The sequence below is a fragment of the Oerskovia paurometabola genome (assembly GCF_016907365.1).
Classification (GTDB): domain Bacteria; phylum Actinomycetota; class Actinomycetes; order Actinomycetales; family Cellulomonadaceae; genus Oerskovia; species Oerskovia paurometabola.
Genome location: NZ_JAFBBV010000001.1, coordinates 1,312,747 through 1,325,707 on the forward strand (window position 1 = coordinate 1,312,747; position 12,961 = coordinate 1,325,707).

Annotated in this window: 14 protein-coding genes; 9 read left to right on the forward strand and 5 right to left on the reverse strand. The window is 73.4% G+C overall.

Going from position 1 to position 12,961, the window contains the following annotated elements:
* Positions 1–55: 55 nt before the first annotated feature.
* From JOD48_RS05920 to JOD48_RS05945, 6 genes are all read left to right on the forward strand, one after another.
* On the forward strand, positions 56–1,054 hold the full coding sequence (locus JOD48_RS05920) for a pseudouridine synthase (RefSeq protein WP_307823989.1): 999 nt from the start codon (positions 56–58) through the stop codon (positions 1,052–1,054).
* Positions 1,055–1,225: 171 nt separating this feature from the next.
* Positions 1,226–2,545, forward strand: a complete 1,320-nt coding sequence (gene alr, locus JOD48_RS05925; protein ID WP_307824281.1) for an alanine racemase — start codon at positions 1,226–1,228, stop codon at positions 2,543–2,545.
* Complete coding sequence (gene tsaE, locus JOD48_RS05930; protein WP_204808021.1) at positions 2,542–3,201, forward strand: tRNA (adenosine(37)-N6)-threonylcarbamoyltransferase complex ATPase subunit type 1 TsaE; 660 nt, start codon at positions 2,542–2,544, stop codon at positions 3,199–3,201. The genes alr and tsaE overlap by 4 nt, the downstream gene beginning before the upstream one ends.
* Before the next feature lie 9 nt (positions 3,202–3,210).
* The gene (gene tsaB, locus JOD48_RS05935; protein ID WP_204808023.1) at positions 3,211–3,942 is read left to right on the forward strand and encodes a tRNA (adenosine(37)-N6)-threonylcarbamoyltransferase complex dimerization subunit type 1 TsaB; all 732 of its coding nucleotides are present in this window, start codon (positions 3,211–3,213) and stop codon (positions 3,940–3,942) included.
* A complete protein-coding gene (gene rimI / locus JOD48_RS05940) occupies positions 3,939–4,487 on the forward strand; it encodes a ribosomal protein S18-alanine N-acetyltransferase (protein WP_191791487.1) in 549 nt (182 codons plus the stop codon). Before tsaB ends, rimI begins: the two co-directional genes overlap by 4 nt.
* On the forward strand, positions 4,484–5,341 hold the full coding sequence (locus JOD48_RS05945) for a sulfurtransferase (protein WP_204808026.1): 858 nt from the start codon (positions 4,484–4,486) through the stop codon (positions 5,339–5,341). Before rimI ends, JOD48_RS05945 begins: the two co-directional genes overlap by 4 nt.
* A gap of 45 nt (positions 5,342–5,386) precedes the next feature.
* Here JOD48_RS05945 and JOD48_RS05950 read toward each other — a convergent pair whose 3' ends face one another.
* Positions 5,387–6,028 carry a malonic semialdehyde reductase gene (locus tag JOD48_RS05950; protein ID WP_204808028.1) on the reverse strand — a complete coding sequence of 214 codons (642 nt, stop codon included), beginning with the start codon at positions 6,026–6,028 and terminating at the stop codon, positions 5,387–5,389.
* 165 nt (positions 6,029–6,193) lie between these two features.
* Here JOD48_RS05950 and tsaD point away from each other — a divergent pair, with 165 nt between their 5' ends.
* Complete coding sequence (gene tsaD, locus JOD48_RS05955; protein WP_204808030.1) at positions 6,194–7,264, forward strand: tRNA (adenosine(37)-N6)-threonylcarbamoyltransferase complex transferase subunit TsaD; 1,071 nt, start codon at positions 6,194–6,196, stop codon at positions 7,262–7,264.
* Positions 7,265–7,306: 42 nt separating this feature from the next.
* On the opposite strand, the gene JOD48_RS05960 is transcribed toward tsaD, so the two are convergent.
* The 3 genes from JOD48_RS05960 to JOD48_RS05970 all read right to left on the reverse strand — a co-directional run bounded on the left by JOD48_RS05960 (position 7,307) and on the right by JOD48_RS05970 (position 10,562).
* On the reverse strand, positions 7,307–8,056 hold the full coding sequence (locus JOD48_RS05960; RefSeq protein WP_204808032.1) for a class I SAM-dependent methyltransferase: 750 nt from the start codon (positions 8,054–8,056) through the stop codon (positions 7,307–7,309).
* Between the two features lie 67 nt (positions 8,057–8,123).
* Positions 8,124–9,260, reverse strand: coding sequence for a glutamate--cysteine ligase (locus tag JOD48_RS05965; protein ID WP_138825488.1), 1,137 nt, complete (start codon positions 9,258–9,260; stop codon positions 8,124–8,126).
* A gap of 3 nt (positions 9,261–9,263) precedes the next feature.
* A complete protein-coding gene (locus tag JOD48_RS05970) occupies positions 9,264–10,562 on the reverse strand; it encodes a class I SAM-dependent methyltransferase (protein WP_204808034.1) in 1,299 nt (432 codons plus the stop codon).
* Positions 10,563–10,765: 203 nt separating this feature from the next.
* Between JOD48_RS05970 and groES the strand changes: the two genes are divergently transcribed.
* A complete protein-coding gene (gene groES / locus JOD48_RS05975) occupies positions 10,766–11,062 on the forward strand; it encodes a co-chaperone GroES (RefSeq protein WP_030151887.1) in 297 nt (98 codons plus the stop codon).
* Positions 11,063–11,275: 213 nt separating this feature from the next.
* Here groES and JOD48_RS05980 read toward each other — a convergent pair whose 3' ends face one another.
* Positions 11,276–11,563, reverse strand: coding sequence for a WhiB family transcriptional regulator (locus JOD48_RS05980; protein ID WP_030151886.1), 288 nt, complete (start codon positions 11,561–11,563; stop codon positions 11,276–11,278).
* A gap of 211 nt (positions 11,564–11,774) precedes the next feature.
* On the opposite strand from JOD48_RS05980, the gene JOD48_RS05985 reads away from it, so the two are divergent.
* Positions 11,775–12,920, forward strand: coding sequence for a MerR family transcriptional regulator (locus JOD48_RS05985; RefSeq protein WP_204808037.1), 1,146 nt, complete (start codon positions 11,775–11,777; stop codon positions 12,918–12,920).
* Positions 12,921–12,961: the final 41 nt, after the last annotated feature.

Sequence of the window (12,961 nt, forward strand, 5' to 3'; positions counted from 1 at the left end):
CCGCCCCCGTCCCGCGCGGACACCCTGCTCGGGGGCAACGGCTACCGTGGTGGCCGTGCCCACCCCGACGACCCCCCGTGTCCCGCCGCGTCGCCGACGGATCCCGTTCCAGCCGCTGCCCGTGCGGGACGGGCTCAACGCGACGCGCGTCGTCCTGCCGGGGAACGGTGACGGCAGCGAGGGGGCGCCCCGGTGGGAGACCGTCCTCGACCACCTGATCCACCGCTTCCCCGACGACGAGCCGCGCCTGCGGGAGAAGGTCGACGCGGGCGAGGTCGTCGACCACCTGGGCCGACCCGTGACCGCCGAGACGCCCTTCGCGCAGCACGCGCGCGTCTTCCTCTACCGGGACCCGCCCGTCGAGACGCGTGTACCTTTCGAGATCGAGATGCTGTACCAGGACGACGACCTGGTCGTGGTCGACAAGCCGCACTTCCTGGCGAGCATCCCGCGGGGGGCGTTCATCGCGGAGTCCGCGCTCGTGCGGCTGCGCCGAGACCTCGACCTGCCCGAGCTCTCGCCCGCCCACCGCCTCGACCGCGTCACCGGCGGGGTCCTGGTACTGACCGTACGACCCGAGGTCCGCGGTCCGTACCAGACGCTCTTCGCCGAGCGTCGCGTGACCAAGGTCTACGAGGCCGTCGCGGGCGTCGACCCGGGGCTCGAGCTCCCGCGCGTCGTGCGCAGCCGCATCCACAAGGAGCGCGGCGTCATGCGTGCGTTCGAGGTGCCCGGCGAGCCGAACTCCGAGAGCCTCGTCGAGCTCCTGGACACGCGGGAGGTCGCGGTCGGCTCGGGTCAGGGGGAACCCAGCACGCTCGGCCTCTACCGCCTGACGCCGCACACCGGCAAGACCCACCAGCTCCGGCTGCACATGAACTCGCTCGGTCTGCCGATCCTGCACGACAACTTCTACCCGACGTTCTACGACGTGCGCCCCGACGACTTCGGTCGGCCCCTCCAGCTCGTCTCGCGCTCGATCGAGTTCGTCGACCCCCTCAGCGGGAAGCAGCGGCGGTTCGAGACCACGCGCCCCCTCCAGGAGTGGCCCTAGGTCCGAAGGCGTCACCGTCGGCGGTGCCCCCGCAGGCGGGTGAAGGAACCGGTGAGAGAATCGGTGACCGTGAGCCCCTTCAGCGACCCCAGGCACGGATCCGCGGACGACGTCACCCCTCTCACGGCGGCCGGTGCCCCACGCCCCGCCGACTACTTCCCCGCGCGCGCGGTGATCGACCTGGGCGCGATCCGCTCGAACGTCGAGGCGCTCGCGTCCCGCGCGAGCACCGCGCAGGTCATGGCCGTCGTCAAGGCCGACGCGTACGGTCACGGCCTGCTGCCGAGCGCCCGCGCGGCGCTCGCGGGCGGTGCCACGTGGCTCGGCACGGCCCAGGTCTCCGAGGCGCTCGCGCTGCGCGCCGCGGGTGTCCGCCCCGACCAGGCGCGCATCCTGACGTGGCTGTACGCGCCGGGCGCACCGCTCCAGGCGCTGGTCGAGGCCGAGATCGACGTCTCGGTCGCCTCGGTGTGGGCCCTCCAGGAGCTCGCCGAGGCGGCGCGCGCGGCCGGTCGCCCGGCCCGCGCGCACCTCAAGATCGACACGGGGCTGGGCCGCAACGGGATCATGCCGGACCAGCTTCCTGCGGCGCTCGACGCCGCGCTGCGGGCCGAGGCCGAGGGCGTGCTGAGCGTCGTCGGGATCTGGTCGCACTTCGCGTTCGCGGACGAGCCCGAGCACCCGACCGTCCTGCGCCAGGTCGAGGTCTTCGACGACGCGGTCCGCACGGCCGAGAGCGCGGGCGCCCGGTTCGAGGTGCGCCACCTCGCGAACTCCGCGGCGACCCTGACGAACCCGCGCGTGCACTACGACCTCGTTCGTCCGGGTCTCGCGGTGTACGGCCTCTCGCCGGTCCCGCAGCTCGGGACGCCCGACGACTTCGGCCTGACCCCGGCCATGACGCTCGAGGCCGAGCTCGCGACGGTCAAGCGCGTCCCGGAGGGCCAGGGCGTGTCGTACGCGCACGCCTACACGACGTCGCAGGCGACGGTCCTCGGCGTGGTGCCCCTGGGGTACGCGGACGGCATCCCGCGGCACGCGTCGGGTGCGCTGCCCGAGCGGCCGGGCGGGCCGGTGCTGGTCGGCGGCCCGGTCGACGAGGCGGGCGGGGTCGACGGCACGGGCCGCGTCCTGCACGTCGCGGGGCGGGTCTGCATGGACCAGTTCGTGCTGGACCTGGGCCCGTACGCCGCAGAGCAGGCCGGTGACGTCGTGACGCTGTTCGGACCCGGCACGGGCCTCGCGCGCGGCGGAGCGCCGACCGCCGAGGACTGGGCGCTGGCCGCCGGGACCATCAGCTACGAGATCACGACGCGCCTGGGGGCCCGCGTACCGCGCGTCTACCGGGACGGCGGCGCGTCGGGCCCGACGGCGGATCTCACCACCGGTGCGTCCGGCGCCCTCGGGACGCCTGCCGCGGTGCGGCCGGACCGCGCACAGGACCACACGCTGCGTGAGCGCACGCACGACGACCAGGAGTGGCTGTCATGACCGACCTGACCTTCGACCTGCCCGACGCGGACGCGACCCGCGCGTTCGGCCTGGCGCTGGCGCGCGAGCTGCGCGCCGGAGACCTCGTGATGCTCACGGGCGACCTGGGCGCGGGCAAGACGACGCTGACGCAGGGCATCGGCACGGGGCTGGGGGTGCGCGGCCAGGTCGCGTCGCCGACCTTCATCATCGCGCGCGTCCACCCTCCGCTCGCGGACGGCCCGTACCTGGTCCACGTCGACGCCTACCGGCTCGGCTCGCTCGACGAGGTCGAGGCCCTCGACCTCGACGCGAGCCTCGACGAGTCGGTCACGGTCGTCGAGTGGGGGCAGGACCTCGTGGAGTCGCTCGCGGAGGACCGCCTGGAGATCACGATCGAGCGCCCTCGGGGTGGTGTCGACACGTCTGCCACGCACGAGGCGGCCCGGTCCGGCGAGACCGACGAGCCGATCGACCCGGACGACGAGGACGAGTCGCCCGAGGCCGGCGTCCGGCACGTGACCGTGCGGGCCCTGGGCGACCGGTGGGCCGAGGTCGCTCGCCTCGCCGACGGGCTGCGTGCGGCGGTCGAGGCCGCTGCGGAGCACGCCGCTGCGGACCCGGCCGCCGGTGGCTCGGCCCAGGACCTGGCCGCGCACCGGCCTACGGATCAGTAGGCTGGGACCGTGGCAGTTCTCGCGCTCGATACGTCAGCCGCCGTCGCGGTCGCCCTCGTCGGGGACGGCGGTGAACGGCTCGCTGTGCGCTCGGCGGACGAGCGCCGTCGGCACGCCGAGACCCTGGCCCCGCTCATCAGCGAGGTGCTCGCCGAGGCCGGGGTGGACCGTACCGCGCTGACGGCCGTCGTCGCGGGTACGGGACCTGCACCCTTCACGGGCCTGCGGGTCGGGCTGGTCACGGCGCGCACTCTCGCGCTGTCGCTCGGCATCCCGGCGTTCGGTGTCTCGGGGCTCGACGCGATCGCCGCGCAGGCCGTGAGCGACCTGGGGCTGACCCCGGGTGAGGAGGTCCTCGCGACGGCCGACGCGCGCCGGCGCGAGGTCTACTGGGCGCGCTACCGCGTGGTGGCGCACGAGGGACCGCACGCGACGCCGGTCGTCGAGCTCGTCGCCGGCCCGGACGTGGGGCCGGCCGCAGGACTGGCCGACCAGGCCGAGGGTGCCGTGGTCGTGGGTGAGGGCGCCGCGCTCTACCCCGATGACCTGCCGCTCGCGGAGGACGCCCCCCTCGTCCCCGACGCGGTCGTGCTGGCGCGGCTCGCGATCGCGCGCAGGGACGCAGGCCTCGACCAGCCCACCGAGCCGCTGTACCTGCGCCGCCCGGACGTCCAGGAGCCCGCGGCCCGCAAGCGCGCGACCGACGCCCCTGCGGCGGACCGGAAGGCGAGCGGGGCGTGAGCGCCCACTACGAGGTCAAGCTGCGCCCGCTGCGCGCGGCGGACCTGCCGCGCGTCGTGCGCCTCGAGCAGGAGCTGTTCGGCCCGAGCGCCTGGACGTACGGGATGCTGGCCGAGGAGCTGGGCGCGCTGGGCCGCTGGTACGTCGCGGCCGAGCCCGTCCGGATCTACGCGGCCGGACCCCAGGAGCTCGTCGGCTACGCGGGGCTGTGGTTCGACGGTGACGTCACGCAGATCATGACGATCGGGGTGGACCCGCAGTACCACCACCTGGGCATCGGGTCGGTGCTCCTGACGGCGCTGATCGACCGTTCGCGCCAGGTGGGTGCGAGCGCGGTCCTGCTGGAGGTCGCGGTCGACAACGACGCGGCGCTGGCCATGTACGGCAAGTTCGGCTTCGAGCAGCTCGGCATCCGCAAGCGGTACTACCAGCCGGAGGACGTCGACGCCTACACGATGCGCCTCGAGCTGACAGACGACTCCGTCGAGACCGCTCCCGCGGCCGGCGAGAGGGACGCGCTCCCTGACGAGCCGGGCGTCGCGTGAGCGCTCGGGACGCGGTGCTCGTCTCGGCGCGGGCGCTGCACGACGAGCTCGCCGCGGGCACGGGTGACCTGGTCCTGCTCGACGTCCGCTGGGCGCTCGGCATGACCGACGGCCACGAGCAGTACCTCGCGGGGCACCTGCCCGGCGCGGTGTTCGTGGACCTGGAGACCGAGCTCGCGGCTCCGCCGTCACCGGCGCGGGGCCGCCACCCGCTGCCGGACCTCGCCGACCTCCAGGCCGCGTGCCGCCGCTGGGGCGTGCGCGCGGGGTCGCGCGTGGTCGCGTACGACGCCGTGGGGGCCACGTCGGCCGCGCGCGCGTGGTGGCTGCTGCGCTGGGCGGGCCTCGCGGACGTCCGCCTGCTCGACGGGGGACTGGGCGCCTGGACCGCCGCAGGCCTGGCCCTCGAGACGGGCGAGGTGGTCCCGGTCCCGGGCGACGTCGTGCTGTCCCAGGGCGCGCTCCCCACGCTCACACCCGACGACGCGGCGGACCTGGCGTCGTCGGGCGGCGGACTGCTCCTGGACGCGCGGGCGGGCGAACGCTTCCGGGGCGAGGCCGAGCCCGTGGACCCGCGCGCGGGACACGTCCCGGGCGCGGTGAGCGCGCCGACGACCGCCAACCTGGGACCCGACGGGCGCTTCCTCGACGAGGCCGCGCTGCGCGAGCGCTTCGCGGACCTGGGCGTGCAGTGCGGCGCGCGTCGGCAGGTCGGCGTGTACTGCGGGTCGGGCGTCACGGCCGCGCACGAGGTCGCGGCCCTCGCGACGATCGGGGTCGACGCCGCGCTGTACGCGGGATCGTGGTCGCAGTGGTCGAACGACGAGACCCGCCCGGTGGCCACGGGGGCCTGACCGGACGGGTCTCGGGGACGTGCGGGGCGGTCGCCTCAGAGGGTCTCAGAGGGTCTGCGACGCCTGGTCGAACGTGAGGCGCGTCTGGCGCGGGTACGTCGCGCCCTCGCCGGCCGGGGTGCCGACGTTGATGACGACGAGCGACTTCCAGCCGTTCTCGCCGAAGAACTCGGCGTCGATGCCCGCGGCGTCGAACCCGCCCATGGGGCCGACGTGCAGACCGGCGGCGCGCAGGCCCACGATGAAGTAGCCGACCTGGATCAGCGCGGACGTGCGGGACATGCCCGCGCGGGTCTCGACACCGGCAGCCTCGAAGTTCTCCTTGGCGCCCTCCATGTGCGGGGCGAGGACCGGGAGGTACTCGTGGAAGTTGGGGTCGGCCGCGGCGACGATCGTGAGCGGGGCCGCGAGGGTCTTGGCCTTGTTGCCGTCGGCCATGTGCTCGACGAGGCGCGCACGGGCCTCGGGGTCGCGGACCACGAGGAGGCGCAGCGGCACGGTGTTCATGGCGGTCGGGCCCCAGCGGACCAGGTCGTAGGCGGCCTGGATCTTCTCGTCGGGCACCGCCTCGTCCTCGAAGGCGTGCACGGTCCGGGCCTCGCGGAACAGGAGGTCGGCGGTCGAGGCGTCGATCTCGAGCAGGTCGTCGAAGGCGGCGTCGATGGGGGTGAAGGTCTCGGTGCTCATGCCTCGGTCAACAGTTGAAGGATCAATCACCCTTCCCGCTCGGAGCCGTGACGTGCGACACATCCGGTCCGGGGCGCCCGGCCACGTGCTGCTCAGGGCGCGTCCCCGCGGTCCCCGTGCGGCGCCGCGCACGACGACCGCCGCCACGCGACTACGCTGGGAACCATGGTTTCTGGCGGTTCCTCTGACACCCTCGGCGCGCCCCTGGTCCTCGGCATCGAGTCGTCCTGCGACGAGACGGGCGTCGCGCTCGTGCGCGGGCGCGAGCTTCTCGTCGACGCGGTCGCGAGCTCCATGGACGAGCACGCCCGCTACGGCGGCATCATCCCCGAGGTCGCCTCGCGCGCCCACCTCGAGGCGATGATCCCCACGATCCAGCGCGCGCTGGGCGAGGCCGACGTCGACCTGTCCGAGATCGACGCGATCGCCGTGACGGCAGGGCCCGGTCTCGTGGGGCCGCTCACGATCGGCGCGTCGGCCGCCAAGGCCCTGTCGATCGGCCTGAACAAGCCGCTCTACGGCGTGAACCACGTGATCGGCCACGCCGCCGTGGACGAGCTCGTCCACGGCGAGCTCCCGGAGCGCGTCATGGCGCTCGTGGTCTCGGGCGGGCACTCCTCGCTGCTCCTGGTCGACGACATCGCGACCGACGTGACCGAGCTCGGCTCGACGCTCGACGACGCCGCCGGCGAGGCCTTCGACAAGGTCGGCCGCCTGCTCGGCCTGCCCTACCCGGGCGGTCCGCACATCGACCGCCTCGCGCGCGAGGGCGACCCGACCGCGATCCGGTTCCCGCGCGGCCTCACGGCCCGCAAGGACCAGGAGAAGCACGCGTACGACTTCTCGTTCTCGGGGCTCAAGACCGCGGTGGCGCGGTGGGTCGAGGCCCGCACCGACAGCGGCCTCGAGGTGCCGCTGAACGACGTCGCGGCCTCCTTCGCCGAGGCCGTCGCCGACGTCCTCACGGCCAAGACCATCGCGGCCTGCCAGCGGCACGGCGTCGAGACCCTCGTGGTCGGCGGTGGGTTCAGCGCCAACTCCCAGCTCCGCGACATGGCGGCCGAGCGCTGCGCCGAGGCCGGGATCGACCTGCGCATCCCGCCGATCCGCTACTGCACCGACAACGGCGCGATGATCGCCGCACTCGGGTCCGCCGTCGTGCGGGCCGGTGTGGCGCCGTCGGGCCTGGACATCCCCGTCGACTCGTCGATGCCGCTCACGACCGTCTCGGTCTGAACCAGGACCTGCGCAGACCGGCACGCTGACGCGTGCCGCGCCTCAGCGCGCAGGGCGCAGCAGGAACGTGAACTCGTCGACGTCCGCCGCGGCGTGGTGCCCGTCCTCGTCCTGGACGGCGACCGTCTCGAGGCCCGCCGCCGAAGCGAGCGCCCGGAACCCGTCCTGCGTGTACCAGTGGATCGTCCAGAGCCGCTCCTCCACCGTGCTCGCGCCGTCGAGCACCCGCTCGTAGCGCAGCGCGCTGCGCTGGGTCCGCGTGTGCTCGTCGCGCTCCTCGGCCACGACCCCGACCCGCAGGACGGCGCCGTCCTCACGTGTCGTCTCGCGAGGGACGCCCACCGCCTCGGGGGGAGTGGGGGACGGGACGAAGAGCGGGACCAGGGCGGTCCCGTCCTCGGTCAGGTGGGACCGGATGCCGCGCAGCGCCGCGAGCGCCGTGTCGTCGTCGGGCAGGAGGCAGAACGTGGGGCCCGCGAGGAAGATCGAACGGTACGTGTGCGGCAGGTCGAGGGACTCCATGCGCTGGTGGTGGAGCGTGACGTCGAGCCCCTGGACGGCCGCGAGCTCGCGGCACCGCTCGAGCATGTCGGCCGACGAGTCCACCCCCTCGACGTCCAGGCCCAGCGAGCGCAGGACCAGGAGCGGGTCCCCGTCGCCGCAGCCCAGCTCGAGGGCCGGCTCGCCCGAGTCGAGCACGAAGCGCGCGTAGCGCTCCGGGTCCTCGTAGCCCGACTTCAGGGGAGCGTAGAGCTCGGCGACGATGCCCGTGTAGAAGTCCGCAGGATCCATGCGTCCCATGGTCTCAGCAGGGGCAACGCAATATCCGGACCGGCGCGCGGGGACGCTGCGGGCCCTGTCAGAGCGGGCGGCCCGCCCGCATCTCCGCGACGAGCGCACGCACGACGGCGTCGAGCTCGCCCCCGTTGCGCCGCGCCACGGCCCGCTGCCGCTGGTAGGAGGCGCCGCGGCGCAGGATGAGGCGCACGTCGTCGAGCTCGGCGAGGCACCCGAGACGGGCCGCGACGGGCTCGAGCTCGACGAGCAGCTTGCTCACCGCCTCGGTCACGAGCTCCTCGTTGCCCGCACGGTCGAGGATGATGATCGCGTCCATGCCGTAGCGCGCCGAGCGCCACTTGTTCTCCTGCGCGAACCACGCCGGGATCGTGGGGAGCTCCTTGCCCTCGTCGAGCAGCGTCGACAGGTGCTCGACCAGGCAGTGGTTGAGCGCGGCGAGCGCGAGGACCTCGGTCAGGTTGGTCGCGCCGTCGCAGATGCGCGTCTCGAGCGTGCCGAAGCGTGGGGACGGCCGCAGGTCCCAGCGGACCTCGTCGAACTGGTCGATCACGCCCGTGTGCATCATGTCGCCCACATAGCCCTCGAGCTGCTCCCACGTCTCGAACTGGAAGCCCAGGCCCGCGGTCGGGAGCTGCTGGAACATGAGCGCACGGTTCGACGCGTAGCCCGTGTCCTTGCCGCCCCAGAACGGCGACGACGCCGAGAGCGACTGGAGGTGCGCGAAGTACCCCAGCATGGCGCGCGAGATGGGCAGCACCTTGGCGCGGTCCTCGATCCCGACGTGCACGTGCACGCCGTAGATGAGCATCTGCCGCCCCCACCACTGCGTGCGGTCGATGAGGGTCGCGTAGCGCTCCTTGTCCGTGACCTTCTGCTGGGCCCAGCGCGCGAACGGGTGCGTGCCCGCGCTCATGAGCTCGACGCGCAGGGGGTCGGTCAGGACGCGGATCTCCTCGATCGCGGCCTCGAGGTCACGGCCGGCGTCGCCGACCGTGCGGCACACGCCGCTCACGACCTCGACCGTGTTGAGGAGCAGCTCCTGGCGGATGTGCGGGTGCTGGGTCCCGTCGGTGGGCTCGACGGCGTCCAGCACGGTCTGGGCGACCTGGCGCAGGTCGCCCGAGTCCTTGTCGACGAGCGCGAGCTCCCACTCGATGCCGACGGACGAGCGCTCGGACCGGGCGAAGGGAAGGTGCACCGATCAGCCCCTTTCTCCAGGCGTGGGGGAGTCGAGGACGCTCGTGCCGTCGGGCCGGGTCAACGGTTCGACGACCAGGACCTGCTGCGACCCGCCGACCCGGGTCAGGACGACGGTCGCCTCCGCGGTGCCGCGCAGGTCGAGCTGTTTGCGGAGCTGTTCAGGCACGACGGCCGTGCCTCGCTTCTTGATGGTCAGCCGCCCGACGCCCCGCTCGCGCAGGTACGCCTTGAGCTTCTTGAGGCTGAAGGGCATGACGTCCAGGACACGGTAGCCGGTCGCAAGATCAGCTCTGTCGGCGCTGCCGACTGCCGAGCGGGGCGCGGGGTGGTCCGTCGTGACGTACGCGATGGTCCGGTCGAGCAGCCGCCCGCCCAGCTCCGCCGCGGCGTGGGCCACGAGCCCGGCGCGGATGACCGCGCCGTCGGGCTCGTACAGGTAGTGCCCGACGGCGCCGACGTCCGGCACGGGCTCGTCGTCGCCCTGGTCGTGGCGCAGGGTGCGCGAGGTCGTGCGGTGGTTGCCGTCGGCGTCGGTCGTGGTGCGCAGCACGAGGGCCGTGCGCCCGGGGCCGTCCGGGGCGAGGGGCCCGAACCAGAGTGCGGCCTCCACGACGTCGCCGTCGACCGAGACCCACTGGGTCTCGGCGTCGGCGGGCAGCCCCGCGTGCGGGATGCCAGGACCGACCTTGATCCCGACCGCGGGCACGACCGAGCGCAGCGCCCACACGTCGTCGAGCGGGGGAGCGTACGAGCGCGGGTCGAAGATCCGCGTGCCCGACCGCGTGCGCCGCGCCGGGTCGGCGAACACACCGTCGACGCCTTCCGCGACGAGGTCGATGCTCAGGCCGTCGGCGTGGCGGACCTCGGCCTCGGGGAAGTGGCGCAGGTTGACCGTCGCGATCGAGGCCGTGACCTCGTCGATGTCGGTCGCGAGGACCTGCAGGCCGGTCCCGGCGAAGGTCATGGAGTCCGCGCCGATGCCGCACGTCAGGTCGGCCACCTTGGTGACGCCGGCCGCGTGGTAGCGCTGCGCGTGGTGGGCCGCGACCACGAGCCGGGTCGCCTGCTCGAGACCGTCCTGGGTGAAGAGCATGCCGTCGGCGAACGCGTCGAACTTGAGGTGGGCCTTGGCGCGCAGGCGGGACTGGGTGAGGGCTGCCGCGGCGAGCTCGGGGTCGACGCCCTGGGCGCGCAGGCCGGTCGCGAGCACCATGGCCTGGCGCTCGTCGTAGGGCGGGAGTGCGCTGAGGAGCGACCATCCCGCCGGGCTGAGCAGCTTGGTCAGTGCCGACGCGTCCATGCATCGATCTTTCCACGCCCGGCGCGCGTTGGCACTCGCCTTGACCGAGTGCTAATGCGGACCTAGATTGAGCGTAGGTCGTCCGCACCTTCGGGTGAGGGCGACGAGAGCGACTCCCGCCGGTCCGGCACCCGCGACGACGGACGGCAGGCTGCGCTCGACACCTACCCGTTGCAGTTCTCACAGCGAAACGGAGGTCCGACGTGTCGGTCCCCATCAAGCCGCTCGAGGACCGGATCGTCGTGAAGGCCCTCGAGGCCGAGACCACGACCGCATCCGGCCTGGTCATTCCGGACACCGCCAAGGAGAAGCCCCAGGAGGGCGAGGTCCTGGCCGTTGGTCCGGGTCGTATCGACGACAACGGCAACCGCGTCCCGCTGGACGTCGTCGTCGGCGACAAGGTCATCTACAGCAAGTACGGCGGCACCGAGGTCAAGTACGGGGGCCAGGAGTACCTGGTGCTCTCCGCGCGCGACATCCTCGCCGTGGTCGTCTCCTGATCTTCTGATCACCGGCTGACGTCCAGCAGCTCTGCTGGTGACGAAGGGCCCCGCAACCTGTCGGTTGCGGGGCCCTTCGTCATGTCCGGTGCCGGCGGGATCTCGAGGCCGGCGCGGGCGCCGGGGACGTGTGGTGGATGCTGACGGGTGGTGCGGGGTGCTGCGCGGACGGCTCGCGTGCGCAGGCCGGGCGGGGCCCGGCCGGTCGGCAGGTCAGCCGGTCTTCGCGACGCCGGCCAGGATCGCGGCGCGCTCGTCCTCGCTGAGGCCGCCCCAGACCCCGTAGGGCTCGCGGACCTTGAGGGACTGCTCGCGGCACTGCATCATCACCGGGCACGAGGCGCAGATCGCCTTGGCCGCCTCGGCGCGTCGTCGTCGGGTCGAGCCTCGCTCGCCCTCCGGGTGGAAGAAGAGGGTGTCGTCCTGGTCGCGGCACGAACCCTGGTACTGCCATTCCCACAGTTCCATGACCGGTCCGGGGAGCCTCGAGATCTCTGTCATGCAGGACAACCTACAAGCGTTGCAGAAGTTGTTCAAGTGGCTGAGGTGGGCAACTTCGTGAACCGGTTCTGCGAGGTCTGCATCGATTTGGGCACGGAGTGGCGCGAACGGCACTCGTTTCACGCGTGGTTCAGCCATTCCGGGCATCACGGACTGAGACACGCCGCGTCCGAAGTGGCGAGCGACTGAACCGGTCGGCAGAATCGGGTGCATGAATTCACTCCGGTCCGCCCCGAACCCCGGCGGGCCCCGACGGAAGGCGACCGAGGCACCAGCTCTCGCCGTCGCGGCCGTTGCCAAGAGGCTGGGCGTCGCCCCGGCCACCCTCCGTACCTGGGACCGTCGCTACGGCCTCGGGCCCTCGGAGCACACCGCCGGCTCCCATCGCCGGTACACCGCCGACGACGTCGCGCGGCTCGTCATCATGCGTCGCCTGACGCTCGAGGGGGTCGCCCCCGTCGACGCAGCGCGTGCAGCCCTCGACGCGGACGAGGCCGAGCTGGCCCTCGAGAGCGACGCGGGCGACGCCGACGCCGACGGCGCCGATGATGCCGACGGCGCTGATGACGCAGGGGGTGACCTGGAGGAAGGCCCCGCGCCCGGCGGCGGCTCGTCCCAGGCGACCGACACGCCCTCCGGCGGGGTGCGGCTGCTGCGCTCGGTGCCACGATCTGCCGACGACGAGCCCATCCGCCTGGGGGCGCCTCGTCTGACGAGCGTGTCCGACGTCGTGGACGCCGCCATCGCGTTCGACCAGAAGAAGTGCGACCAGCTCCTGCGTATCGCGCCCGGCACGGACCCGGGGCACTGGTGGTCGACGCTCGTCGAGCCCGCGCTGCACCGCATCGCCGAGCGGACGTTCCTCGCGTCCCCGGGCGAGATGCCCGAGGTCGTGTTCTCGAACGCGACCCTGGCCGCACTGCGCGAGTACACGCACGCGTCCGAGGAGGCGCTCGTCGCGGGAGGCGGTCCGCCGCCCAACCACCCGAGCCGCATGCGCCGCATCGTGCTGATCTTCGCCGCGCCCGGGGAGCAGGTGCCGCTCGCTGCGCACGCCCTGGCGGCGGCCCTCGGCGCCCAGGGGGCCATGGCTCGCATCGTCACGGGCTCGGCCACGGCGCACCGCTCGCTCGAGCTCGTCACCATGGTCCGCCCAGCGGCCATCGCCGTGGTGACGATGCAGCCCCGGCCGGTGCTCGACGTCGTGCACACCCTGCACGAGGCCAACCCGGACCTGCCGATCTTCGTCGGTCTCGCGAACGACGAGGCGGCGGCGAGCCTGCCCTACGCCTCGACGGTCCAGCGCGTGCGCAGCTTCACCGGTCTGCTCCACGAGGCCCTCGCCGTCGTACGGTGACCTGCGCCACGCGCACGCTCCCGGCCGTCCCCCGGCCGCCC

What these genes read in the sequence shown, in the direction of transcription:
- tsaD (WP_204808030.1), top strand. Translation starts at nt 6,194, where the DNA reads ATGGTTTCTGGCGGTTCCTCTGACACCCTCGGCGCGCCCCTGGTCCTC.
- JOD48_RS05950 (WP_204808028.1), bottom strand. Translation starts at nt 6,028, where the DNA reads ATGAGCACCGAGACCTTCACCCCCATCGACGCCGCCTTCGACGACCTG.
- JOD48_RS05960 (WP_204808032.1), bottom strand. Translation starts at nt 8,056, where the DNA reads ATGGATCCTGCGGACTTCTACACGGGCATCGTCGCCGAGCTCTACGCT.
- JOD48_RS05985 (WP_204808037.1), top strand. Translation starts at nt 11,775, where the DNA reads ATGAATTCACTCCGGTCCGCCCCGAACCCCGGCGGGCCCCGACGGAAG.
- JOD48_RS05970 (WP_204808034.1), bottom strand. Translation starts at nt 10,562, where the DNA reads ATGGACGCGTCGGCACTGACCAAGCTGCTCAGCCCGGCGGGATGGTCG.
- JOD48_RS05980 (WP_030151886.1), bottom strand. Translation starts at nt 11,563, where the DNA reads ATGACAGAGATCTCGAGGCTCCCCGGACCGGTCATGGAACTGTGGGAA.
- tsaE (WP_204808021.1), top strand. Translation starts at nt 2,542, where the DNA reads ATGACCGACCTGACCTTCGACCTGCCCGACGCGGACGCGACCCGCGCG.